Source organism: Mesorhizobium sp. USDA 4132 (assembly GCF_056279545.1).
Genome location: NZ_JBWCCP010000002.1, coordinates 102,464 through 124,764 on the forward strand (window position 1 = coordinate 102,464; position 22,301 = coordinate 124,764).

The 22,301-nt window shown below is 62.5% G+C and carries 25 protein-coding genes and 1 pseudogene; 21 read left to right on the plus strand and 5 right to left on the minus strand.

What is annotated here, in order from left to right:
- Positions 1-13: 13 nt before the first annotated feature.
- The gene (locus ACZ9IU_RS23300; RefSeq protein ID WP_040123917.1) at positions 14-394 is read right to left on the minus strand and encodes a VOC family protein; all 381 of its coding nucleotides are present in this window, start codon (positions 392-394) and stop codon (positions 14-16) included.
- Between the two features lie 200 nt (positions 395-594).
- On the opposite strand from ACZ9IU_RS23300, the gene ACZ9IU_RS23305 reads away from it, so the two are divergent.
- The gene (locus ACZ9IU_RS23305) at positions 595-2,406 is read left to right on the plus strand and encodes a methyl-accepting chemotaxis protein (protein ID WP_080719393.1); all 1,812 of its coding nucleotides are present in this window, start codon (positions 595-597) and stop codon (positions 2,404-2,406) included.
- Between the two features lie 62 nt (positions 2,407-2,468).
- Entirely contained in the window at positions 2,469-2,975 is a 507-nt protein-coding gene (locus ACZ9IU_RS23310; RefSeq protein WP_040123916.1) for a TIGR02444 family protein, read from the plus strand.
- Between the two features lie 22 nt (positions 2,976-2,997).
- On the opposite strand, the gene ACZ9IU_RS23315 is transcribed toward ACZ9IU_RS23310, so the two are convergent.
- Both ACZ9IU_RS23315 and ACZ9IU_RS23320 read right to left on the minus strand, forming a co-directional pair.
- Entirely contained in the window at positions 2,998-3,582 is a 585-nt protein-coding gene (locus tag ACZ9IU_RS23315) for a UbiX family flavin prenyltransferase (protein ID WP_040123915.1), read from the minus strand.
- Between the two features lie 33 nt (positions 3,583-3,615).
- Positions 3,616-3,747 (minus strand): hypothetical protein, encoded by a 132-nt coding sequence (locus tag ACZ9IU_RS23320; RefSeq protein ID WP_275452120.1) that lies wholly within the window; start codon positions 3,745-3,747, stop codon positions 3,616-3,618.
- Positions 3,748-3,751: 4 nt separating this feature from the next.
- On the opposite strand from ACZ9IU_RS23320, the gene ACZ9IU_RS23325 reads away from it, so the two are divergent.
- From ACZ9IU_RS23325 to ACZ9IU_RS23335, 3 genes are read left to right on the plus strand one after another with little or no spacing between them, the layout of a single operon-like run.
- On the plus strand, positions 3,752-4,123 hold the full coding sequence (locus ACZ9IU_RS23325) for a hypothetical protein (RefSeq protein ID WP_157885275.1): 372 nt from the start codon (positions 3,752-3,754) through the stop codon (positions 4,121-4,123).
- Positions 4,124-4,135: 12 nt separating this feature from the next.
- The gene (locus ACZ9IU_RS23330) at positions 4,136-4,627 is read left to right on the plus strand and encodes a (2Fe-2S)-binding protein (protein ID WP_040123914.1); all 492 of its coding nucleotides are present in this window, start codon (positions 4,136-4,138) and stop codon (positions 4,625-4,627) included.
- 17 nt (positions 4,628-4,644) lie between these two features.
- Positions 4,645-5,460, plus strand: a complete 816-nt coding sequence (locus ACZ9IU_RS23335; protein WP_040123913.1) for an FAD binding domain-containing protein — start codon at positions 4,645-4,647, stop codon at positions 5,458-5,460.
- A gap of 88 nt (positions 5,461-5,548) precedes the next feature.
- On the opposite strand, the gene ACZ9IU_RS23340 is transcribed toward ACZ9IU_RS23335, so the two are convergent.
- Together ACZ9IU_RS23340 and ACZ9IU_RS23345 are read right to left on the minus strand one after the other, a co-directional pair.
- Complete coding sequence (locus ACZ9IU_RS23340) at positions 5,549-6,049, minus strand: MarR family winged helix-turn-helix transcriptional regulator (RefSeq protein ID WP_051900255.1); 501 nt, start codon at positions 6,047-6,049, stop codon at positions 5,549-5,551.
- Between the two features lie 210 nt (positions 6,050-6,259).
- Complete coding sequence (locus ACZ9IU_RS23345) at positions 6,260-7,657, minus strand: MFS transporter (protein ID WP_040123912.1); 1,398 nt, start codon at positions 7,655-7,657, stop codon at positions 6,260-6,262.
- A gap of 129 nt (positions 7,658-7,786) precedes the next feature.
- Here ACZ9IU_RS23345 and ACZ9IU_RS23350 point away from each other — a divergent pair, with 129 nt between their 5' ends.
- From ACZ9IU_RS23350 to ACZ9IU_RS23425, 16 genes and pseudogenes are all read left to right on the plus strand, one after another.
- On the plus strand, positions 7,787-8,749 hold the full coding sequence (locus ACZ9IU_RS23350) for a LysR family transcriptional regulator (protein ID WP_040123911.1): 963 nt from the start codon (positions 7,787-7,789) through the stop codon (positions 8,747-8,749).
- A 131-nt stretch (positions 8,750-8,880) separates the two neighbouring features.
- Entirely contained in the window at positions 8,881-10,473 is a 1,593-nt protein-coding gene (gene ggt / locus ACZ9IU_RS23355) for a gamma-glutamyltransferase (RefSeq protein WP_040123910.1), read from the plus strand.
- Between the two features lie 110 nt (positions 10,474-10,583).
- Positions 10,584-11,378: a molybdate ABC transporter substrate-binding protein gene (modA, locus tag ACZ9IU_RS23360; RefSeq protein WP_040123909.1), complete on the plus strand. Its 795-nt coding sequence runs from the start codon at positions 10,584-10,586 to the stop codon at positions 11,376-11,378.
- A 296-nt stretch (positions 11,379-11,674) separates the two neighbouring features.
- Positions 11,675-11,905 (plus strand): hypothetical protein, encoded by a 231-nt coding sequence (locus tag ACZ9IU_RS23365; RefSeq protein ID WP_040123908.1) that lies wholly within the window; start codon positions 11,675-11,677, stop codon positions 11,903-11,905.
- An 86-nt stretch (positions 11,906-11,991) separates the two neighbouring features.
- Positions 11,992-12,219, plus strand: coding sequence for a hypothetical protein (locus tag ACZ9IU_RS23370; protein ID WP_157885274.1), 228 nt, complete (start codon positions 11,992-11,994; stop codon positions 12,217-12,219).
- 216 nt (positions 12,220-12,435) lie between these two features.
- Positions 12,436-13,137: a molybdate ABC transporter permease subunit gene (gene modB, locus ACZ9IU_RS23375; protein WP_040123906.1), complete on the plus strand. Its 702-nt coding sequence runs from the start codon at positions 12,436-12,438 to the stop codon at positions 13,135-13,137.
- The gene (gene modC / locus ACZ9IU_RS23380; protein WP_040123905.1) at positions 13,134-14,195 is read left to right on the plus strand and encodes a molybdenum ABC transporter ATP-binding protein; all 1,062 of its coding nucleotides are present in this window, start codon (positions 13,134-13,136) and stop codon (positions 14,193-14,195) included. Before modB ends, modC begins: the two co-directional genes overlap by 4 nt.
- A gap of 41 nt (positions 14,196-14,236) precedes the next feature.
- Positions 14,237-14,527, plus strand: coding sequence for a type II toxin-antitoxin system RelE/ParE family toxin (locus ACZ9IU_RS23385; protein ID WP_040123904.1), 291 nt, complete (start codon positions 14,237-14,239; stop codon positions 14,525-14,527).
- Between the two features lie 2 nt (positions 14,528-14,529).
- Positions 14,530-14,826 carry an addiction module antidote protein gene (locus tag ACZ9IU_RS23390; RefSeq protein ID WP_040125653.1) on the plus strand — a complete coding sequence of 99 codons (297 nt, stop codon included), beginning with the start codon at positions 14,530-14,532 and terminating at the stop codon, positions 14,824-14,826.
- A 188-nt stretch (positions 14,827-15,014) separates the two neighbouring features.
- Positions 15,015-16,361, plus strand: coding sequence for an extracellular solute-binding protein (locus ACZ9IU_RS23395; RefSeq protein ID WP_040123903.1), 1,347 nt, complete (start codon positions 15,015-15,017; stop codon positions 16,359-16,361).
- Positions 16,362-16,490: 129 nt separating this feature from the next.
- Positions 16,491-17,792: a carbohydrate ABC transporter permease gene (locus ACZ9IU_RS23400; RefSeq protein ID WP_040123902.1), complete on the plus strand. Its 1,302-nt coding sequence runs from the start codon at positions 16,491-16,493 to the stop codon at positions 17,790-17,792.
- A 2-nt stretch (positions 17,793-17,794) separates the two neighbouring features.
- Positions 17,795-18,652: a carbohydrate ABC transporter permease gene (locus ACZ9IU_RS23405; protein ID WP_040123901.1), complete on the plus strand. Its 858-nt coding sequence runs from the start codon at positions 17,795-17,797 to the stop codon at positions 18,650-18,652.
- The gene (locus ACZ9IU_RS23410) at positions 18,652-19,707 is read left to right on the plus strand and encodes an ABC transporter ATP-binding protein (RefSeq protein ID WP_040123900.1); all 1,056 of its coding nucleotides are present in this window, start codon (positions 18,652-18,654) and stop codon (positions 19,705-19,707) included. The genes ACZ9IU_RS23405 and ACZ9IU_RS23410 overlap by 1 nt, the downstream gene beginning before the upstream one ends.
- 8 nt (positions 19,708-19,715) lie before the next feature.
- Positions 19,716-20,454 (plus strand): annotated as a pseudogene (locus tag ACZ9IU_RS23415) (glycerophosphodiester phosphodiesterase); the annotation flags it as partial.
- 15 nt (positions 20,455-20,469) lie between these two features.
- Complete coding sequence (locus ACZ9IU_RS23420) at positions 20,470-21,459, plus strand: LacI family DNA-binding transcriptional regulator (protein WP_040125651.1); 990 nt, start codon at positions 20,470-20,472, stop codon at positions 21,457-21,459.
- Positions 21,460-22,284, plus strand: a complete 825-nt coding sequence (locus tag ACZ9IU_RS23425) for an inositol monophosphatase family protein (RefSeq protein ID WP_040123899.1) — start codon at positions 21,460-21,462, stop codon at positions 22,282-22,284. It begins immediately after the preceding gene.
- Positions 22,285-22,301: the final 17 nt, after the last annotated feature.

The window sequence follows — 22,301 nt, forward strand, 5'->3', positions numbered from 1 at the left end:
GGCTTGCGCTCCCCTACTCCGTGATCTCGACCGGATTGCCGTCGGGGTCCGATATCACCGCCTCGTAGAACCCGTCTCCGGTCATGCGGGCCGGGGAGACGAGGATGCCCATCACTGCCGCCCTGGCGGCCATCTCGTCGACCGCCTTTCGGCTGCCGAGCGAAATTGCCATATGTGCGTAACCGGCGCGCTCCCGCGGCGCTTCCGGCGCAATCCACGGGCCGCTCATGATCTCGATCGTAGCGCCTTCGGAAAGGGTGAGGAATTTCGAGGAGAAGCCGGGGCGCCGACGGCTCTCATAGAGCGGGCTGGCGGTGGCGCCGAACATGTCTTCGAAGAACGCGACGAGCCTGTCGAGTTCCGTTGTCCAAAGCGCGACATGCGCAAGTTTCATAACTCATCTCCCTCATGCCGGCTCCCGAACCGTCGCCGCCTGTCTTTCGTCAAACGCGGCCTCGGGCCCGAGCGAAAAGACGCAACGATGCCATCTCTGGTAGTGCTGTTAAACATATCCTCAGCATTTTCCGCAATCCTTAACCATAGCGGGCCAACAGGATTTGGCCATGACCTCAAATGCAGCAATGGATCTTTCCAATGACCATTAAATTCAAGCTTGTCGCCAGCGTCGTCGGCCTTGCGCTTGCACTGGCTGCGACGACGACTGCCGCATTCATCGGAATGGACACGCTTTCGGCCCGCACCCGCGTGATCGTAGAAGATCGAATCGAGCCCATGGCGCAGATCAAGATGGTCTCCGACGCATATGCGGTCACCATCGTGGACACCGCCCACAAGACGCGCAGCGGCGCATTCAGCTGGGAACTGGGCGAACAGACCGTCCGGGCAGCGCTTGTCACCGCCGACCGCGAATGGGCGGCCTACCAGGCAACCTACCTGACCGATCAGGAAAAAAGTCTTGTTCAGCGTTACCTCGGCGCTCATACCGAAACCACCAAGGCGGTCGGCGAGCTTCTGACGATCATGGGCAAGCGCGATCAGACGGCCCTGGATACCTATGTGACGAAGCGGCTCTACCCGGCGATCGAGCCGCTTGCCGAACCGCTGAACGCCTTGACCAAGCTGCAGCTCGACGTCGCGCATAAGAGTTTCGAGGACGCGCTGAAGGACAAGGTCAGCCTCTTCGTCTGGATGACCGTGATCGGCGTCATCTCGCTGATCGTGGTCGGCTTCTCGATCCGGGTCGTGCTGTCGGGCGTCGTCGGGCCGCTGCAGCGTCTGCAGGATTGCATGCGGCGCCTCGCCGGCGGCGAACTGACGCTGACCATTTTCGGCATGGACCGCAGGGACGAGATCGGCGGGATGGCGGCGGCAGTCGAGATCTTCCGTCAGGCGGCGCTCGACAACAAACGGCTGGAAGACGAGGCCATCGAAGTCCGCAACCGGTCGGAAGCCGAGCGCATCGCCGCGCAGGAACAAGCCGAGGCCGACGCATCCCAGAGGCTCCGCGTCGCGACATCAGGCCTTGGCGGCGGCCTGCGCCGGCTCGCCGCAGGCGATCTTTCCTTCCAGCTCGACGAAGCTTTCTCGGCGGATTTCGAGGCTCTGCGCCACGATTTCAATACCTCGATCGCCCAGCTCGCCAGCACGCTGGCGCAGATTGCTGGCAGCGCCGAGGCGATCGACGGGGGAACCCAGGAAATCAGCCAGTCCGCATCCGACCTGTCGCGCCGCTCGGAGCAGCAGGCAGCTTCGCTCGAAGAGACGGCTGCCGCACTCGATCAGATTACCGCGAATGTCAGTTCCGCGTCCAAAAAAGTCGACGAGACGCGGCAGATCGCTGCGGAAGCCAATTCGTCCGCCGCCCGTTCCGGCGAAGTTGTGGCCAATGCCGTCGAGGCGATGCGCCGCATCGAGGAGAGTTCCAGCCAGATCTCCAACATTATCGGGGTTATCGACGAGATCGCCTTCCAGACCAACCTTTTGGCGCTGAATGCCGGCGTCGAGGCAGCGCGCGCCGGTGAGGCTGGCAAGGGCTTTGCGGTCGTCGCACAGGAAGTCCGCGAACTCGCGCAGAGGTCGGCGAACGCTGCCAAGGAGATCAAGGCGCTGATCCAGAACTCGACAGTCGAAGTCGGCCATGGCGTGAAATATGTCCGGGATGCGGGTGAATCGCTGAAGTCGATCGAGGGCTATATCGTCACCATCAACGGCCATGTGGACGATATCGCCCGCTCGGCCCGTGAGCAGTCGACCGGGCTTTCGGAGATCAATTCGGCCGTCAACCAGATGGACCAGATGACCCAGCAGAATGCTGCCATGGTCGAGGAAACGACGGCAGCGAGCTCCGGTCTTGCCGAAGAGGCTTCGAAACTGCGCCAGATGGTCAGCCAGTTCCAGCTCGGCGCCGGCTCGCCCCAGGCCGGGCGGCGTCGCCGCGCCGCCTGAGGCGAAGCTTGCCTGGTTCGCAGCCAAACTGGTAAGCCGTACAAAGGCGATGGAGAGGCTGCATGGCTGCGGATATCGGGCAGGGACTTTGGGATTTCGCATTGCGGCTTTATGGTGCGCCGGGTGTCGGCGAAGCCTGCCTGCTGCTTCAGGACGAAAGCGGCGTCGACGTACCGGTGCTGTTGTTCTCCGCCTGGCTGGCGAAAAATTCCGTGGCGCTTTCGCCAACAGAGGTTGCCCGCATCGACGGCCTCGTCGCAGACTGGCGCAATGAGGTGGTGAAGCCGCTCCGCGCTGTGCGCCGGCGGTTGAAGAGCGGGCCGCATCCGGCCCCCACCAAAGAGACGGAAACCTTGCGCAACGGCGTGAAGGGTGTCGAACTCAGTTCGGAAAAGATCGAGCTGGCGATGCTGGAGTCCGAAGGACAGGCGCTGATGGCAGCCGATGGTTCAACGGGCGATGCAGCTGGCAATCTCAGAAACATCGTGAGGTTTTTCCGGGGAGCGGAGCCGGATGAGAAGACCGCCGCGGCGCTCGCGGTCATCGAAAATGCGCTCGCTGCCCTTTAGGGTCGATATTGGGAGCACAAAATCATTGCTGGCCGGGTGAACCAGGACCGTCCTTCCAGCGCTTGACCATCGGCAGGTGGATGTCGAAGAGATCGAGCGCGCGGCCGACCGTCTGGGTCACCATTTCATCCAATGAGTTGGGCTTCGAATAGAAGGCGGGCACCGGCGGCATGACGATTGCGCCGTTGCGGGTTGCCTGGTCCATCAGCGCGATATGGCCGGCATGCAGCGGCGTCTCGCGAAACAACAGCACGACGCGCCGGCGTTCCTTCAGACAGACGTCGGCCGCGCGCACGATCAGCTCGTCATTGTAGCAGTTGGCGATGCCGCTCAGCGTCTTCACCGAACAGGGTGCGACAAGCATTCCGGCAGTACGGAACGAGCCGGAGGAAAGCGCCGCGCCGATATCCTTGTGATTATAGAGCACGTCGGCCAGGCTCTTGATCTCTTCGGCACTCATGTCGATCTCGTCGACCGCCGTGCGGAAAGCGGAAGGCGAGATCACCGCATGGGTCTCGACATCCTCGACCTCCCTCAAAAGCTGCAGGGCGCGAACGCCATAAACGACACCGGAAGCTCCGGTGATGGCGATGATGATGCGGCGCATGGGACTTTTCCCTGAACAATCTATTGCGACGCCTTAACGCCACTTTCCGACGGGCGCAATGCGGCGATCGTCGATTGCTCGCACGTGTTCGGCCACGGCCTTTTCCACCGGGCGGGTGCCGGCTTCGACGCGCCGGCTTTCGATCGCCGCCGCAGGGAGGCTCACGATCTTGTTCCGCATGGGCGCCAACCCGCGGGCAAGCGGATCGGCCGATGCGTGGTCGGAAACGCGGGGCTCGTGGCCACTTGATTCCGCTGCGAAAAAACTCGTCGACGCGTTCTTCGAAAAGCTTGCGATGCGAGGCGTGATGGTTGATCATGTGGCCGATGCCGGATTAGCGGAGGCTATTGCGACGGCGGCTGTTGCCGCGCCAGTCATGTCAGCTGCACCATCGGCACCTATTTCCCCTGCGGCTCCCGAAGCTGCCGGACCGTCTGTCGCGTTTGCGGCAACGGCCGCGCGGCCTTTCAGCCATATGCCCCATATCGCGGCGGCATCGTCGTCGTTATTGCCATCGCGGCTCGCGCCGCCCGATTTTTAACAGGAGGGGCTGATGTCCCGCATCACTATCACCGTCAACGGCACGCCGCAGACGCGCGAGGTCGAAGACCGGACGCTGCTCGTGCAGTTCATCCGCGAACATCTCGGTCTCACCGGTACCCATGTCGGCTGCGACACCACCCAGTGCGGCGCCTGTACCATCCATCTCGATGGCGTGGCCGTGAAGAGCTGTACGGTGCTTGCCGTCGCCGCCGACGGTTCGAAGGTGACGACGATCGAGGGGCTGGCCGAGGGCCGCAAGCTGCACGACGTGCAGCAGGCTTTCCGCGAACATCACGGCTTGCAATGCGGTTATTGCACGCCAGGCATGATCATGGCCTCGGTGGACATGATCCGCCGCCATGACGGCATGCTCGACGAGCATACCGTGCGCCACGAACTCGAAGGCAATATCTGTCGCTGCACCGGCTACCACAACATCGTCAAGGCAGTGCTGGATGCCGCCGAGAAGCATCGCGCGGCACATGCCGTCGCGGCCGAATAAGCGGGGAGGATCACGCCATGTACGCAACGACCTACCACAAGCCGAAGACCCTTGCCGAAGCCGTCGATCTCTACGCCAATTCCGATGAGCCCTCCTACCTCTCCGGCGGGCACACGCTGATCCCGACGCTGAAGAGCCGGCTTGCCGCACCCGCGCACCTGATCGACGTGCGCAACATTCCGGAGCTGTCGGGCATCGAAGTCACCGCTGACAGGGTGATCATCGGCTCGGCCACCAAGCACGCCGTCGTCGCCGCGTCCAAGGAGATCAAGGCTGCGATCCCCGCGCTCTCTGGCCTAGCCGGATCGATCGGCGACGTTCAGGTGCGCCACATGGGCACGATCGGTGGCTCGACCGCCAATAACGACCCGGCAGCCGACTATCCGGCCGCCGTGCTGTCGCTTGATGCGATCGTCCATACGGACCGCCGCGAAATCCCTGCCGAGGAATATTTCCAGGGCCTCTACACGACCGCATTGGAACCCGGTGAAATTCTCGTCCGCGTCGGGTTCAAGACCCCGGAAATCGCCGGCTACGCAAAATTCCGCAACCCGGCCTCGCGTTATTCGATGGCCGCCGCCTTCGTCAGTAAACATCGCGACGGCCATATCCGCGTCGCGATCACCGGTGCGGGCAACGAGGGCGTGTTCCGCTGGACCGAAGCCGAGGAGCTGCTGACCGTGAATTTTTCGGCCGAAGCGCTGGAGGGCCTCACCATCGACCCGTCGCGGATGATGGGCGACATGCACGCGCCGGCCGACTACCGCGCCCATCTCGTGGCGGTGATGACCCGCCGCGCGGTGCAGAACCTCGGCGGCACGCATATCCTCTGAGGACAGATGCGCTGATAGCGAAAGGCCGGCGGAGCGACACGCCGGCCAGAAACCGTCGCAGCAAGCCGAGCGACCGCATTGGGCATCTTCAAGAATGCTGGGGCGTGCCGAAGGTCGCGGCGATCCGGCCGAGCACTGCGATCAGCACCGCCTTGTCCTGACCGGCGATCTCGTCAAGACGCCGATTGTAGACGACCGCGATCGCGTGCAGCTGCTCCTGCATCCGACGGCCATTTTCGGTGAGCCTGACGCTATAGCTGCGTTGGTCGTCGGGGTTCGACTGTCGTTCGATCAGTCCGCGATGGGACAATGCCTTGAGGCTGGAGGTGAGCGTTGAGCGGTCGCGGCCGCAGATGCGGCTGAGCTCTGACGGCGTCATGCTTTCCCGTTCGGCAAGCACTGTCAGAAGCGCATACCACCCGGGCTTCAGGTCCGCCTTGCCGGCCGCCTTGGCAAAGGCCTGGAAGGACGTCTCCTGCGCCACCCGCAGATGATAGCCGATCAGATTCTGGAACATGGCTGGGACAAGCATCTCGCTTTCCGCGGATGCCGCATGGGTGTCCGGCCGCGTCGATGTTTCCACCGCCATTTTTGCACTCCTCCCAATATGGAAACTAGTAGGAATGGAGGAGCGGGGCAAGATAGTTTGATATCAAATTACCTGGCTTTGATCAATTGTCCGACAAAAGCCGGCAGACGGCAAGCAAGCAATGGACATACGGCTGTCGCGGGAACGATCTGCGGCCGGGTCGAGGCTAAGCGGAACCCGCGCCGGATGACGGCGCGGGTGAGAGCAGATCTACTCGGCGGCCTGGTATCGATCGGCAGCGGGAGAAGGTTTCGGGCCGAGCGCCGCGATCAGGGTGATCAGCACGGCGAGCGTCGCGACGAAGGCGACAGCTGCGGAATAGGGCTCCCAGCCGAAGGTCGGAGCGCCGCTGAACACGGCAGACGTTGCCGCCAGCACCACCCCGCCGCCGATCTGGAAAGCGGCGAAGAACATGCCGGAGGCAAGCCCCGACTTGTCCTCCTCGATATCGGCCAGGGCCGCGACCTGGATGGACGGGAAGGTCATGGCATAGCCGAGGCCGAGCGGGATCTGCGACAGTATGACGAGCAGGATCGGGTCGACATGGCCGACCGACAGGACCCAGAAGATGTAGCTGATCGCCTGCAGTCCGACGCCTGCCGTCATGAAACCGGTTGTGCCGCGGTTCTGGGCAAGGGTCGCGAAACGAGGCGCCAGGAACATCACGAAGGCGCCGGCGCCGGCAAAGCAGAAGCCCGTCGCAAAAGCCGACCAGCCATAGACGTCCTGATAATAGAGCGTCGCGGTGAACTGGAAGCCGATATAGGCGCCCTGATAGAGAAAGCCGACGATATTGGCATGGGTGAGCCTGGCGCGGCGGAACATCGCCAGCGGCACCATCGGGTCTTTATGGCGGGCTTCGATGACGAGGAAGCCGAGGATCAGCACGATTGCTGCCACGAGCGAACCCCAGGTGAAGACATCGGCCCAACCCGCCGAGGCCGCATTGGTGATGCCGAACACGAAAAGCAGCAGACCGGGGGTGATGGTGATTGCGCCGGCCCAGTCGAAGCCGGGACGCGGCCCGGTTCGGCGCGCATCGAGCGGCAAGGCTATCGGTGCGAGAAGCAGGGTCAGGATTGCGACCGGCGCGCCCATCACCAGCGTTGCCCGCCAGCTGATCAACGTTGCAGCGCCGCCGAGCACCATGCCGAGCACAAAGCCGGCGGCCCCGGTGGAGGCGAAGAGGCCAAGCGCCTTGGCGCGCTGTGGGCCTTCGCCGAAGACCGCCAGCAGAAGTGCCAGCGCGGCCGGTGCCGTGAAGGCTGCGGCGATGCCCTTGACAAGCCGGGCCGCGATCAGCGTCGGGCCGCTGTCGACGAACCCACCGGCGATGCTGGCCGCCGCGAAGATCGCCAGCGACCAGAGGAAGACGCGGCGATGACCGAAAATGTCGGCCACCCGGCCGCCGAGCAGCAGGAAGCCGCCGTAACCGAGCACATAGGCACTGACCGCCCATTGCAGGGAGGTGGGCCGCATGCCGAGTTCGGCCTGAATGGCGGGAAGTGCGACGCCGATTGTGGAGACATCCATCGCGTCGAGAAAATTGGCGGTGCAGAGCAGCAGCAATGCGAGCCCCGCAGCCCCTCGGAATTGAGGATTGCTCATGGGATTCTGATCCTTGTTCATGCTGCCCCCGGAGCGGGGAGGTCGAACCGGGCCGGCAGAGGAACGAGAAATTGTCCATCTTCGTGACCTATTGCAAATTGATAATTGCCATGGCACGTATTACTGGCGATGATGAATGACGCTATCCTTCGAAAGATCGACCTCAACCTGCTTCTGGCCTTTGCGGTGCTGATGCAGGAACGCAATGTCAGCCGCGCCGCCGAGCGGTTGCTGCTCGGACAACCGGGCCTGTCGGCGGCCTTGAAGCGGTTGCGCGAGGCACTGGACGACGACCTGTTCGTACGTGTCGGACGTGGCCTGCAGCCGACGCCCCGGGCGCTGGCGATTGCGCCTGTGATCGAGGACGCCCTTTCGAACATCGAACGGGCGATCCGGCCGCCGGCCGCGTTCGACCCGAAAAGCTGGGAAGGCGAGTTCCGCATCGGCATGTGCGACAATCTCGAATCGGCTTTCTTCGGCCCGCTCGCCGCCCGTCTGCGGCAGCTCTCGCCTGGATCGCGGCTGATCGGTGTCGCCTCGGAACGGCGTGACGTTTCGCGCATGCTGGACGACGGCGCCTTCGATTTCAGCGTCGCGGTGCACGGCGAGCCGCCCTCCTGGCACGTCCGCGCGCCGCTGTTCACCCAGTCGTCCGTCTGCATCTACGACCCCGCGCAGATCAAGCTCAAGGCGCCGCTCGGCCTTGACGCCTATGCCGATGCGCCACATGTCGCCGTCTCCTTCGAGGGCAATTCTTCGACCAGCATCGACGTAGCACTCGCCGGTCACGGTAAAACCCGCAGTGTCGTGGCGACGGTGCCGCGGTTCTCGGCACTGCCGACGGCGCTACGGGCCATGCCGGCCATCGCCACCATTCCGGAATCGATCGCCCGCTGCATGGCCCAGCTTCACAATCTGGCGATCGACCTGCCGCCGATCGACCTACCGGCCGAGCCGGTGAGCATGCTCTACCGACGCGTCGACCATGCGGACAGCCGTGCCTCATGGTTTCGCACCCTCTTTGTGGAGGTCGCCGGCGCGGCGCTTGAAGCCTCCGGCTGCAAGATGGGAATTTCGCAGATCGCAGCTTGAGCCCGGCAAGCGGCCGGTTTTCGGAAATCAACACATGACGGCTTGATGCCGCTTGCCCGGCATGGTCTGTTGAGGATGAATATTGAGCCGCCACAGGGTCTTGAGCCCGATTTTTCAGTGATGAGAGTGACATGAGAGACTTCGAACTACCCGGCCGTTCGCTCGCAGTCGGCCGCACTGCGATGGCCGCCACCTCACAGCCGCTGGCGACGCTCACCGCCATCGACATGCTGCGCAATGGCGGCAATGCCGTGGATGCGGCGGTTGCCGCCTGCGCCGTGCAGTGCGTCGTCGAAGCCGGCTCGACTGGCATCGGCGGGGATTGTTTCGCTCTCCTCTCGCTCAGTGGCACGGACGAGGTTCTGGCCTATAACGGGTCAGGCCGGGCCCCGGCTGCCGCAACCGTCGAACATCTCCGTTCGCTCGGCGTCACCAGCCTCACCCGCACCTCGCCGCACACGATCACCGTGCCGGGGGCGGTGGATGCCTGGACGCGGCTGGTAACCGATCACGGCCGCATGAAAATGGCCGATATTCTCGCCCCGGCCGTCAAGCTGGCGCGCGACGGCTATGTTCTGCCGCCGCGCACCGCGCACGATCTTGCCGCACAGGCAGAGATCCTGAAGGACGACCCGGCCGCAAGCCGCGTCTTCCTCGTCGACGGCAAGGCGCCGCCGGCAGGTTCGATCCAGTATCAGAAGCAACTTGCCGATACGCTGGAAGCTGTCGGCCGGGAAGGCAGGGACGCTTTTTATCGAGGCCCGATCGCGGAAGGCATGGTGAGCTACCTGAACGGCATCGGCGCGCTGCATACGCTGGAGGATTTCGCCAATGCCAAGGGCGAATATGTAACGCCGATCAAGACGACATTCCGTGGCCACGAAATCCACGAATGCCCGCCCAACGGCCAGGGCATCATCGCGCTGATGATCCTCAACATCCTGTCGCATTTTCCGGGCGAGGGCGATCCGCTGGCGCCCGAGCGGCTGCATATCGAGGTCGAGGCAACGCGCCTGGCTTACGCGGCGCGAAACCGTTTCCTTGCCGATCCGGCCAAGGTCGACGTGCCGGTCGATTACCTGCTCTCGGACGAACTTGCCTGGCAGTTGGCCGGCATGATCGATCCCGACAAGGCGATCGCGGACCTGCCGCCGTTCGACGAGGTGCCGCACAAGGACACCATATATCTCTCCGTCGTCGACAGCGATCGCAATGCCATCAGCTTCATCAACTCGATCTTCTTCGTTTACGGCAGCGGCCACATGGATCCCAAGAGCGGGGTGATGTTCCACAACCGCGGCTTCAGCTTCTCGCTCGATCCGGACCATCCGAACGCAATTGCGCCGGGCAAGCGGCCGATGCACACGATCATTCCCGGCATGGTGACGAAGGGCGGCCGTGCCGTCATGCCCTTCGGCGTCATGGGCGGCCAGTACCAGGCCATGGGCCACGCCCATTTCCTCTCAAAAGTCTTCGACTACGGCATGGACCTGCAGAGCGCCATCGACCTGCCGCGCCTCTTCCCGCTGCCCGGCACCAATCAGGTCGAGATGGAAGCCCGGCTGCGCGACACAGTTGGCCCGGAATTCATCAAGCGCGGTTTCGAGGTGAAGGCGCCGGAATCGGCGATGGGCGGCGCCCAGGCGATCTGGATCGACTGGGAAACCGGGGTGTTGAGGGGCGGCTCCGATCCCCGCAAGGACGGCATGGCTCTCGGCATCTGAGCCTGCCTGCCAATCGCATCAAGATATTTGGCCGAATATAACGCTGGCCAAAACCTCCTCTCCGAGATATCCAATGGAATATCTCGGAGAGGGATTATAGAGAGGAAATCATGAACATTGATCGTCATTCCTGGATCAGGCTCGCGGTGACATCGGCGGCAGCCGCCTTCGTAATGCTTGCCTCCTTCGCCGCTCCCGCCGCCGCGCAGGAAAAAGTCACTGTTTTTGCGGCAGCCAGCATGAAGAACGCGCTCGACAACGCCAACAAGGCGTGGGGCGCCCAGGAGGGCAGGCAAGTCACGGTTTCCTACGCGGCAAGCTCGACGCTCGCCAAGCAGATCGAAAACGGCGCGCCGGCCGATATCTTCATTTCAGCCGATCGCGACTGGATGAAATACGTCTCCGACAAGAAACTCGTCAAGGACGATACCCGGTTCAACTGGCTGGGCAACCGCATCGTGCTGGTCGCCGCCAAGGATACCGCCAATCCGGTGGACATCAGGCCGGGATTCGATCTCGCGGGATTGCTTAAAGGCGGACGGCTCGCGATGGGTGAGCCGAATGCGGTTCCGGCCGGCAAATACGGCAAGGCAGCACTCGAAAAGTTGGGCGTCTGGTCGTCGGTCGAAAAGAGCGTCGCAAGTGCCGAAAGCGTACGCGCAGCACTCGCGCTCGTCTCGCGTGGCGAAGCGCCTTACGGCATCGTCTATCAGACGGACGCAGCGGCCGATCCGGGCGTTACCATCGTCGGCTTCTTCCCGGCCGACACCCATCCGCCGATCGTCTATCCAATCGCCATTCTGTCGGAATCGAAGTCCAGGGATGCGCCTGCCTATCTCGACTACCTGAAGTCGGCCAGGGCCGCGCCGTTTTTCGAAAAGGAAGGTTTCATCGTTCTGAAGTAATCCATAAGAGCTCCAGCGAACTCATCGAAACGGCCCATTTCAGGGCCGTTTTTCGTTTCCGACGAAGCCATTCTGGAGAGCGAGCTGGTGCGGCTCAGCCCGGCCGGATTCCGATTTCAACAGACTTCACGCAGTTGTTTGTTCTCGAATCCCGAACATTCCGTTTGGAAATCATGCCCTAGCGACCTTGGACCCGCTCCCCCATCTCAAGGCCCGGAAGCAAACAACGTGCTTCCGTGTACCGTTCGACGGAACCCGAATCCCAAGCGGCTCCGTTTCAGTCAAGGAATACGATAATGAAGACAGTACTTTCCACGCTTGCCGCAGCCATGATCGCTTCGGCTTCTTTCGCTGGCGTCGCTCTTGCAGAAGGCGATTATTATCAGGGTGCCTCCAAGGGACAGGCAGCCGCCCAGACCAATGATAAGGTCGACAATGTCAGGACCGGCAGCATCGATCGGGTCCGCACCTACGACAATCGCGGCGATCAGCCGATCTTCAAGCATGAAAGCCGCGACAATCGCTGACCGCAGCTCATCCAAGATACCGAATGTCGTCCGCCAGGCAGGTCGCAAACTTCAGCCCCGGACGAACTCTGAAAAGGACTAGGACAATGAAGACTTCCATCTCCGCTATCGCCGCCATGATCGCCGCCGCTTCCTTCGCAGGCTCGGCTCTCGCCGAAGGTGACTATTATGAAGGCACCTCGAAGACGCATGCTTCCGCCCAGATCAACGGCGGTAATGTAGACGGCGTCCGCACCGGCGGCATTCAGATCCGTGACAACGATCGCCAGGAAAACCCGTCGATCTTCGGCGATACGAGCCGCGACAACCGCTAACCAATCGCGCAAAGAGACAAAGGCTTAACGGCCTTCGTCCGAGGCAATCCATCTTGTGAATGCGATGGTGCAGGGAGAGCAGCGGTCAATCCGGCGCTCTCCCACCGCCTTTTTCAGAACGCTGCCGATAACTTTCCCGCGAAGACCTAGCCATCCGATCCGTCTCGATATATCCAAGGTGATATATTGCATCGCGGCTGCGGGTGGGACAGGCGTTTGGACTGGCTGGTGCTGAGTGACGAGGAATGGACCGCAATCAGGCTCAGCCTGAAGGTTTCCTCCGTCGCGATGATCGTCAGCCTGCCGTTCGGCCTTCTCGTCGCCTATCTGCTCGCCCGCGGAAAATTCTGGGGCAAGTCGATCCTGAACGGCGTCGTCCACCTGCCGCTCATCCTGCCACCGGTCGTCACCGGTTTCCTGCTGCTCGTCCTGTTCGGGCGACGCGGCGTCATCGGCGCCTTTCTCAACGAATATCTCGGTATCGTCCTCTCCTTCCGCTGGACCGGCGCGGCACTCGCTTGCGGCGTCATGGGCTTCCCGCTGATGGTGCGCTCCATCCGGCTCTCCATCGAGGCGGTCGACCGCAAGCTCGAAGAGGCCGCAGGTACGCTCGGTGCCGGTCCCGCCTGGGTTTTCATCACCGTGACCCTGCCGCTCATCCTGCCGGGTGTGATCGCCGGCATGATCCTCGCCTTCGCCAAGGCAATGGGCGAATTCGGCGCGACGATCACCTTCGTTTCCAATATTCCCGGTGAAACCCAGACCCTTTCGTCGGCGATCTACACGTTCACGCAGGTGCCAGGCGGCGATGCCGGCGCGATGCGGCTGACGCTGGTCGCAATCGTCATTTCCTTCGCCGCGCTGCTTGCCTCCGAGTTCATGGCCTATCTGGTCGGCAGGAGGGTCGATATCGAATGACCCTCATCGTCGAGGCACAGCAGACGCTGGGAGAATTCGTGCTCGATGCGAGCTTTACGTCGGCAGGCGGCGTCACCGCTCTGTTCGGGCGTTCGGGCTCGGGCAAGACCTCGCTGGTGCGGGTGATCGCCGGGCTCTCGAAGCCTGACCGTGGCCGGCTGATGGTCGATGGCGAAGTGCTGCTCGACACCGAGAACCGCGTCTTCGTGCCAAAGCACAGACGCCGCTTCGGCTACGTCTTTCAGGAGGGCCGGCTTTTTCCGCACCTCTCGGTGCGCCAGAACCTTGGTTACGGCCGCTGGTTCGCGCCGAAGACGACGCCGCCGGAGAATTTCGACCACATCGTCGAACTGCTCGGGATCGGCGCGCTGCTCGACCGGCGGCCGGGAAAGCTATCAGGCGGCGAAAAACAGCGCGTCGCGATCGGCCGGGCGCTGCTGTCTGCGCCGCGCCTGTTGTTGATGGACGAGCCGCTTGCCGCGCTCGACGACCATCGCAAGGCCGAGATCCTGCCGTATCTCGAACGCCTGCGCGACGAAACCTCGACGCCGATCGTCTATGTCAGCCATTCGGTCTCGGAAGTGGCGCGGCTCGCCGACAAGGTGGTGATAATGAAGGACGGCCGGGTCGAGGCGGTCGGTACGCCGTCCGAAGTCCTGTCGCTGCCGTCGGCCGACCGCCGCGATGCCGGCGCGGTGCTGACCGGCGTCGTCGAGGCAATCGACATCCCGCACCGTCTGGCGACGATCCGGTTGGCACAAGCGCAGATCGTCGTGCCGAATGCGCATGCCGAAGAAGGCCGGAGCGTCCGCGTGCATATCCCCGAACGGGACGTGATGGTCGCGACCCAGCGGCCGGAGGGCTTGAGCGCTCTCAATATTCTCGACGGCGTAATCACTGCGATCGAGCCCGAAGGCGACGGCATGGCCCGCATCCGCATCCGCTGCGGCGGAGATATCGTCCTCGCCCGCATCACCGCGCTTTCCGTCGAACGGCTCGACCTGAAGCTGGAAAAGCCGGTTTTTGCGGTGATCAAGACGGTAGCGCTGGAACGGTAGCGTGGATTGATCTTCAGCAGACTGTGAACTATAGATTACACATGATCGAAGTCCGCAAAACGGCAGCTTTCTCAAAGTGGTTCGGCGAACTTCGCGACCATAACGCCCGAATGCGGATAGTTACGCGGATTCGCCGTATGGAGATCGGCAATCTGGGGGATGTAAAACCTGTCGGCGAAGGCATCAGCGAAGCCCGTATCGCCTACGGCCCCGGCTACCGGCTCTATTTCATACAGCAAGGCCAGGAGATCATCATTCTGCTTTGCGGCGGTGACAAGAGCACCCAGAGCAAGGACATCGCTTCAGCAAAACAGATGGCGAAGGAGATATGACAGTGCCTATTGAAACGACGAAATGGGACGTTCAGGACTACCTGAAGACGCCCGAAGAGCGCGTTGCCTATCTCGAAGCGGCTTTCGAAGATGGCGATCCAAAGCTTATCTCGATCGCCCTTGGCGATGTTGCCCGCTCCATGGGCATGACCACCGTCGCCAAGGAAGCGGGCATTACCCGCGAGGCGCTCTACAAGGCGCTGAGCGATAAGGGAGATCCGAAGCTCTCCACACTGCTCGGCGTCTTGAAGGCCCTCGGGCTCCGGGTCACGGTCACTTCCGCGAACGAAGCGGCATAGGGTTCGGTCCAGCAGGCGGCAGAACTGTCCTTCGAAGAAATTTTGCACACGCGTACATTTTGTCATCCCGGTGTTAAGGAGCGCCGCTAGACCACTTCCTGTTGATGATCTTCAGCGCTTCCGCAAGCCCCGGCCGACAGGTCTTTCAGGGTTCGGAAGAAGCCATTTCGCTCTTCGGGGAGTAAACCATGACTGTTCTTCCGATACTCAAATCCGCCACGCTCGCGGCCGTTCTCTTCGCCTCGACCGCGGTCTTCGCATCCGCCAAGGATGTCACCATCTCCGTCTGGTCCGGCGGTTCCGGGCCGAACGACAACTACCGCACCGATGCGTTCGACATCGCTGCCGATATTCTCGAGCGCGAAGCGGCCATCCGCGGCGAACAGCTCAACATCATCGTCCAGAAGACGCCCTATTCCGGCTGGGAAGACTTCAAGCAGGCCCTGACGCTGGCCGCAGAAGCCAAAAAGGCTCCGAACATCGTCGCCACCGGCCATGAAGACATCGGCCCCTGGGCACAGGCCGGCCTCATCGTTCCAGTCGAGAAGTTCATCGACCTCGACAGCTGGCCGATCAGCGACATCTATCCGAACCTGATGGAGATCACCTCCTTCAACGGCACCGTTTACGGCATTCCGCAGGACGCCGAATCCCGCCCGTTCTTCTTCTGGAAGCCTTACATGAAGGCGATCGGCTATTCGGATGCCGATATCGAGGCTCTGCCGGCCAAGGTCGAAAAGGGCGAATATACCCTGAAGAACGTCCTCGAAGACGCCAAGAAGATGCAGGACAAGGGCCTCGTCCAGGCGGGCTATGGCTTTTATCCGCGCACCAATAACGGCCCGGACTACTGGCAGTTCTACACGTCCTTCGGCGGCGTGATAGAAGAGCAAGGCAAGCTCGTCTTCGACAAGGCCGCGATGAAGCGCACCTACCAGTATTTCGCCGATCTCGTGAAGGCCGGCGTCACCAAGAAGAACCATATCGGCATGCCGGGCGACCAGTGGTGGAAGGAAGTCGCCACCGGCAAGGCCGGCATCTGGCACGGCGGCACCTGGCATTATGCCCGCCTCGTCAACCAGGAAGGCCTGAAGGACTTTTTCGGCAACGTTCAGTTCACGCTGACGCCCGCCGGCGAAGGCGGCAAGCCCAACACGCTGACCCATCCGCTCGCCTACCTGCTGATGGCCGGCCATACGGACGAAGAGACCCAGATCGCCGCCGACCTGATCAAGATCGCCTCAGAACCGCGCATCAACGCGCTGCATGCGATCAAGTCGGCCCATCTCGGCATCTCGCCTTCCGAAGCCAAGGTCGACCTTTATTCCGCCGACCGTTGGGCTTCCGAGGCCACCGAGCGTCTGCTGCCGCACGCCAACGCCATGCCGAACAATGCTGATTTCGGCAAGTACTGGACGATCATGTGGAAGAACCTCGAAGCATCCTGGACCGGCGCCAAGACCGCCGATGCCGCGGTCAACGATGCCGAAACCGAGCTGAAGTCGACGCTCGGCGCAGCGATCATCATCCGCTGAAGCAAGGTGCCCTGTGCCTCCACCGGTTGACACAGGGCACCAACCGATCCGGGCGAAACTCCTCGCCCCGAACTGCGGGCGGCGCTCGCTCCGCCGCCCGCATCCCATCCGTTTCCCAAGGCTTCACCCATGCGAACGTCACGAACGCTTGGACTGGTGATGATCGCGCCCGCCGCGGTCATGATCCTCCTGTTTTTCCTGATGCCGGTCGTGTTGACCGCCATCTTCGCCATGACCAACATGACCACCGCGACCGGCATTTCCGGCGGGGCCTGGCAGGTCACGCAAGGTGCCGTCAACCGCCTGAAGACCGAGATGCCGGACCTTGCGGGCGGCATTGCCGAGCCGCGCTTCGTCATCGACGAAGAGGGTCTCGTTGCCCTGGAGGCACTGAAGCTCAAGGCCGGATTCACCGCCGAGCTGCGATCCAGCCACATGGGCGAGGTCTTTCCCTCGCGGCGCGAGGCGGAGCGGGTGATCAAGGCGCTGAAGGACAGGCCTTCGACCCGCGAGGTCAAGCAGATTTCCGACCTCTTCAACCGCTCGGTTCTCAATACCCGCTTCGAGACCCGCGACGAGCTGATGGCGAACCTCAAGAAGCTCGGCTTCACGCTGACGCCAGCCGAACAGGAGACAGTCGCCAAGGCCACCTATACCGGCTGGGTGTGGACGACGGAAAACTTCCGGATCATCGGCAATTCGCCGGACATGGCGTCGATCTTCCTCAACACCGCCTTCTACGTCGCCACCACGCTGCTCGTCTTCAACGTCAGCTATGCACTCTTCCTCGCCATCACCACCCATTATATGCCGGCTTCGACCGCATCCGTCTTCCGCGCCATCTGGTTGCTGCCGCGCATCACGCCGGTGGTCATCTACGTGTTGATGTGGAAATGGCTGACCTGGGACAGCGGCTTCATCTCGATGTTCATGGGCAAGTTCGGTTATCCGCCGAAGAACTACCTGCTCGACAGCGCCTATAATGCCTGGTTCTTCGTGATCCTGATCAACGGCTTCATCGGCGCTTCGATGGGCATGCTGGTCTTCTCGTCGGCCATCAAGGCGATCCCGCAGACGCAGTTCCATGCAAGCGAGGTCGATGGCGCCAGCCGTTGGCAGCAGGTTCGCCACATCATCCTGCCGCAGCTTCGCTGGCCGATCCTGTTCGTCACCTGCTATCAGACGCTGTCGCTGCTCGCCTCCTTCAACGAAATCCTCCTCTCGACCCGCGGCGGGCCGGGGCGGGCGACCGAAGTCTGGTCGCTCGCCGCCTACCACACCGCGCTCAACAACTATACCGGCAACCTGGAATATGGGCTGGGCGCTGCCATGGCGCTGGTGCTGGTGGTGGTCGGGATCGTGCTGTCGCTCATCTACCTGCGTATCTTCCGCTACGACACGCTGATCTCCAAGCCGCTGATCGAGGATTGAGCATGGCCGAAAAACCGCAAATTTCGTCAAACACGACCTCGGCGAATTTCTCGAGCCTGCCCGTGATCCTGCTGCTCGGCCTTTTCAGCCTGCCGCTGCTGGTGATGTATGCCTATCTCTTCATCGACACGATCAGCGACACGGAAGTCGGTTCGCTGATCCCGAACGAGTTCACGCTGCGCCACTGGAGTTTCCTCTGGGAGACCAAGACCGGCAAGCCGAATATCTGGCTCGTCACGCTCAACACCTTCATCTTCGCAAGCTGCATCACCGGCGTCATCCTCACGGTCTCGTCGATGGCGGGTTACGTGCTATCTCGCCTCAACGTGCCGGCGCGCGGCTTTTTCCTCGCCGGCGTCATGGTGCTGCACGCCTTTCCGTCGGTGACACTGATCATCGCCATCTTCATCGTGCTGCAGTGGATCGGCCTCTACAATTCGCTGATCGGGGTGATCCTGGTGAAGGCGGCGATCGACCTGCCGCTCGGCATCTGGCTGATGAAGGGTTTTTACGACACCGTGCCCTGGGAGATCGAGATGGCTGGCACCGTGGACGGCGCCTCGCGCTTCACGGTCTGGCGCCGGCTGGTGCTGCCGCAGATCAAGCCGGCGGTGATGGCGCTCGGGCTGTTTTCATTCCTCACCGGCTGGAGCGAATTCATCCTGCCGCAGGTGCTGGCGCCGGGCGCCAAGGTGCAGGTCCTGTCGGTCTATCTGGCGGGCCTGATCATCGACGACAATAATTTCGATTTCGGCACCTTCAAGGCCGTCGGCGTCTTCTACGCCGTGCCGGTGCTGATCCTCTATGTCTTCTTCCAGAAGCATCTCATGAACATCTATGGCGGAGGCACCAAGGGCTGATGCGTATACTGCTCGACAAGTTTTCCAAGAGTTTCGGCTCTACCAGGATCATCGAGGACATGGATCTCGAAGTGGGCTCCGGCGAAATGCTGGCACTGCTCGGACCTTCAGGCTGCGGCAAGTCGACGACGCTGTTTGCCGTCTGCGGCATCCACCGGCCGACCTCGGGCCGCATCCTGTTCGGCGACCGGGACGTCACCCATCTGCCGAGCCAGGAGCGCAATGTCGGCGTCGTCTTCCAATCCTATGCGCTTTATCCGCATATGACGGTGGAGGAGAATATCGGCTTCCCGCTGATGGTGAAGCGGGTTGCCTCCGCCGATATCAAGAAGCAGGTCGCGGATATCGCGGCACTTGTCCATATCGGCGATCTCCTCGGGCGGCGCCCGGCGCAGCTTTCGGGCGGTCAGCAGCAGCGCGTCGCGCTCGCCCGCGCCCTGATCCGCCGGCCGGACGTGCTGCTTCTCGACGAACCGCTCGCCAATCTCGACGCCAAGCTCCGACTCGAAATGCGCTCGGAAATCCGAAGGCTGCAGAAGGAAACCGGCATCACCGCCATCCTCGTCACCCATGACCAGGTCGAGGCGATGTCGATGTGCGACCGCATCGCCATCATGAAATCGGGCGAGATCGTCCAGATCGCCACGCCGTCGCAGATGTATAACGATCCGCGGACGTCCTTCGTCGCCAGCTTCCTCGGCAATCCGCCGATCTCCTTCCTCAAGGGCCGGGCTCAGCAGGGAGCATTCGTGCTGGGTGAAAACGGTTTGCGCCTGCCGCTCGCCGCGGTCTCTGGCATTGCGGACGGCACCGCGCTCAGCCTTGGCGTCCGCCCGGAACATTTCGGCACGGCGGGCGGTGTGCCCGTCGAAGGCAAGGTCGTGTTTGCGGAAACTCAAGGCCGCGAAAATCTATACGATGTCGTTCTGCCGGACGGCTCCGTGCTGCGCTCGATCCAGCCGGTGCGCGACGATGTGAAGCCGGGCGACTGCGTGCGCTGGAACCTGGACAGCGCCTCGACCTTTGTCTTTGCAGAAGACGGACAGAGATTGTGATGGAGACTCTGATGCGCGACTTCTCCGCCTTCTTCCAGAAATACGGCTGGCCCGAGAACAAAGGCCGGCTGCCGTTCTGCATTGGCCATCGCGGTGCGAGCGGCCACGAGCGGGAGAACACGCTCACCGCCTTTCGCCGCGCGGCCGAGCTCGGCGCCGAAATGTGGGAACTCGACACCCAGATGACCTCGGACGGCGTGGTCGTCGTTTCCCATGACGATCATCTGCAACGGGTCTTCCAGCAGGACCTCCATATCTCGCAGATGACTTTTGCGGAACTGCGCGAGGCGGTGCCGGATGTGCCGAGTTTCGCGGAAGTCGCCGCGCTCGGGGCGGGAGACCGGTTGCGGCCTCTATGTCGAACTGAAACGGCCGGGCACCGGTCCGCTCTGCTGGCAGCACCTGAAGGATATGGATCAGCGTTTCGCCTGTCTCGGTTCCTTCGATACCGCGCAGGTGCGTGAACTGCGCGACCTCGGCTGTGACTACCCGCTCTCCGTGCTGATCCGCGTCGGCCATGATCCGCATGCGGCAGGCGAGATGGCCGGCGCCGACATCCTGCATCTGTGCTGGGAAAAGGCGAGCGATACGCCGCAGGAATTCGTCACCGAGGACCTGATCGACAGGGCTTTTGCCGAGGGCAACGAAATCGTGCTCTGGCACGAGGAGCGGCCGGACGTCCTGAAGGATATCATGGTCCTGCCGGTGCTCGGCATCTGCACCGACCTGCCGGACCTGATGCGGCCGAGGGAAACGAGCGGCATGTCCCGCGAGCAGCGGCGCGTCACCTCCTTCGATGTCGCCCGTGCGGCGGGCGTCTCGCGCGCCGCCGTGTCGCGCGCCTTCACGCCGGATGCCAGCGTTTCGGAAAAGACCCGGCAGAAGGTGTATCAGGCAGCCAAGGAGCTCGGCTACCGGGTCAACTATCTCGCCCGCAGCCTCACCAACAAGCGGTCCGATTTCGTCGGCCTGGTGGCGGCCGGCCTCGACAACCCGTTCCGCACCCAGCAGCTCGAAAATCTGGCCCGCGCGCTGATCGCCCGCAATTACCGGCCGATCCTGCTGCCGACTTCCAAGGAAGCGGACAGCGCGACCGTCATCGGCCAATTGCTGCATTACGCCGTTTCCGGCGTCATCATCACCTCGGACGCGCCACCCTCGCACATCTTCGAGGAATGTGCGGTCGAAGGCGTGCCGATCGTCTTGGTCAACAAGGGCGAGGATTTTCCTTTCGTCGACCGGGTCGTTTCCGATGACCGGATGTCGGGTTACACCGCGGTCGACCATCTCGTCGAAGCGGGCGCCAAGAAGCTTGCCGTCATCGCCGGCACCGCCGTCTCCTATTCCTCGCGCCGCCGTGCCGAGGCTTTTCAGAGCCGCTGCCAGATGCTCGGGCTCGATGCGCCGCTCATCCCGGTTGCCATCAATGACTACGCCCATGGGCACGAAGCGGCACAGGCGCTGATTGACCTCGGCATCGACGGGGTGTTTTCGGTCAATGACTACATGGCCTGCGGCGTCCTTGATGGCCTCGCCAAGGCCGGCCGGAGCTACGGTTCGGTCAAGGTAATCGGCCATGACGACATCCCTCAGGCAAGCTGGTCGGCCTATGACCTCACCACCTTCGTACAGCCCTGCGACGTGCAGGCGGAACAGGTGATCGATCTCCTGACCAGCCGCATGTCCGAACCGGACGCGGTCGCGCGGGTGGAATTCACGCCGGTGACGCTGATCAAAAGAAGAAGTGCATAAATGGTATCTGCATTCGATCTCTCCTCCCTGCAATCCCGCGAAAAGATCGCAATCGAGGTCGCCCGCCGGGTCGGCATGGAGGCCGCTGCCTTCCGCGCCGAAGCGCTTCCCGAAACGCTCGGTGTCGAGAACAAGGGCCTGCAGGACTTCGTCACCGTCGCCGACAAACGGGCCGAAGAAGCGATCCGCGCAGCACTGCTCGGCGAATTCCCCGACGATTCCTTCATGGGCGAGGAGGGTGGGGGGCATTCCGGAGAACGCGGTACCTGGGTGGTCGATCCGATCGACGGCACAACCAATTTCATCCGGGGCTTTCGCCACTGGGGCGTCTCGATCGCGTTCGTCTCCGGCGGCGAAATCCTGGTGGGCGTGATCTACGACGCCGCGCAGGACCGGGTTTTCCACGCGATCCAGGGTGAGGGGGCCTTCAAGGAAGGCAGGCCGATCGCAGCCGCCAAGACCAGCGATCCCAACCACGCGATCGCCATTCTCGGCCATTCCCGCCGCACCGATTTCGAGGACTATCTCGCCATCTCGCGCAAACTCTACGAGCGCGGAATCGACTACCGCCGCATGGGAGCCGCAGCGATCGGCCTCGTCCGCGTCGCCGAAGGTGTTTCCGACCTCTATTACGAACGGCACCTTTCCTCCTGGGACATGCTCGCCGGCGTACTGATCGCTTCGGAAGCGGGTGCAACGGTCGGCGTGCCGCCGCTCGATGATCTGCTTTCACGGGGCGGGCCGGTGGTTGCCTGTTCGCCAGGGCTGCAAAGCGAATTCGCCTTCCTAATGGAGATGGAAGGCTTGGCTGCCGCCCGGCAGTAGGGCAGGCAGATAGCGGC

What these genes read in the sequence shown, in the direction of transcription:
- ACZ9IU_RS23365 (WP_040123908.1), top strand. Translation starts at nt 11,675, where the DNA reads ATGAAGACAGTACTTTCCACGCTTGCCGCAGCCATGATCGCTTCGGCT.
- ACZ9IU_RS23385 (WP_040123904.1), top strand. Translation starts at nt 14,237, where the DNA reads ATGATCGAAGTCCGCAAAACGGCAGCTTTCTCAAAGTGGTTCGGCGAA.
- ACZ9IU_RS23315 (WP_040123915.1), bottom strand. Translation starts at nt 3,582, where the DNA reads ATGCGCCGCATCATCATCGCCATCACCGGAGCTTCCGGTGTCGTTTAT.
- ACZ9IU_RS23425 (WP_040123899.1), top strand. Translation starts at nt 21,460, where the DNA reads ATGGTATCTGCATTCGATCTCTCCTCCCTGCAATCCCGCGAAAAGATC.
- ACZ9IU_RS23345 (WP_040123912.1), bottom strand. Translation starts at nt 7,657, where the DNA reads ATGAGCAATCCTCAATTCCGAGGGGCTGCGGGGCTCGCATTGCTGCTG.
- ACZ9IU_RS23305 (WP_080719393.1), top strand. Translation starts at nt 595, where the DNA reads ATGACCATTAAATTCAAGCTTGTCGCCAGCGTCGTCGGCCTTGCGCTT.
- ACZ9IU_RS23370 (WP_157885274.1), top strand. Translation starts at nt 11,992, where the DNA reads ATGAAGACTTCCATCTCCGCTATCGCCGCCATGATCGCCGCCGCTTCC.
- ACZ9IU_RS23395 (WP_040123903.1), top strand. Translation starts at nt 15,015, where the DNA reads ATGACTGTTCTTCCGATACTCAAATCCGCCACGCTCGCGGCCGTTCTC.
- ACZ9IU_RS23330 (WP_040123914.1), top strand. Translation starts at nt 4,136, where the DNA reads ATGTCCCGCATCACTATCACCGTCAACGGCACGCCGCAGACGCGCGAG.
- ACZ9IU_RS23405 (WP_040123901.1), top strand. Translation starts at nt 17,795, where the DNA reads ATGGCCGAAAAACCGCAAATTTCGTCAAACACGACCTCGGCGAATTTC.
- ggt (WP_040123910.1), top strand. Translation starts at nt 8,881, where the DNA reads ATGAGAGACTTCGAACTACCCGGCCGTTCGCTCGCAGTCGGCCGCACT.
- ACZ9IU_RS23410 (WP_040123900.1), top strand. Translation starts at nt 18,652, where the DNA reads ATGCGTATACTGCTCGACAAGTTTTCCAAGAGTTTCGGCTCTACCAGG.
- ACZ9IU_RS23420 (WP_040125651.1), top strand. Translation starts at nt 20,470, where the DNA reads ATGTCCCGCGAGCAGCGGCGCGTCACCTCCTTCGATGTCGCCCGTGCG.
- ACZ9IU_RS23300 (WP_040123917.1), bottom strand. Translation starts at nt 394, where the DNA reads ATGAAACTTGCGCATGTCGCGCTTTGGACAACGGAACTCGACAGGCTC.
- modC (WP_040123905.1), top strand. Translation starts at nt 13,134, where the DNA reads ATGACCCTCATCGTCGAGGCACAGCAGACGCTGGGAGAATTCGTGCTC.
- modA (WP_040123909.1), top strand. Translation starts at nt 10,584, where the DNA reads ATGAACATTGATCGTCATTCCTGGATCAGGCTCGCGGTGACATCGGCG.
- ACZ9IU_RS23340 (WP_051900255.1), bottom strand. Translation starts at nt 6,049, where the DNA reads ATGGCGGTGGAAACATCGACGCGGCCGGACACCCATGCGGCATCCGCG.
- ACZ9IU_RS23310 (WP_040123916.1), top strand. Translation starts at nt 2,469, where the DNA reads ATGGCTGCGGATATCGGGCAGGGACTTTGGGATTTCGCATTGCGGCTT.
- ACZ9IU_RS23335 (WP_040123913.1), top strand. Translation starts at nt 4,645, where the DNA reads ATGTACGCAACGACCTACCACAAGCCGAAGACCCTTGCCGAAGCCGTC.
- ACZ9IU_RS23350 (WP_040123911.1), top strand. Translation starts at nt 7,787, where the DNA reads ATGATGAATGACGCTATCCTTCGAAAGATCGACCTCAACCTGCTTCTG.
- ACZ9IU_RS23400 (WP_040123902.1), top strand. Translation starts at nt 16,491, where the DNA reads ATGCGAACGTCACGAACGCTTGGACTGGTGATGATCGCGCCCGCCGCG.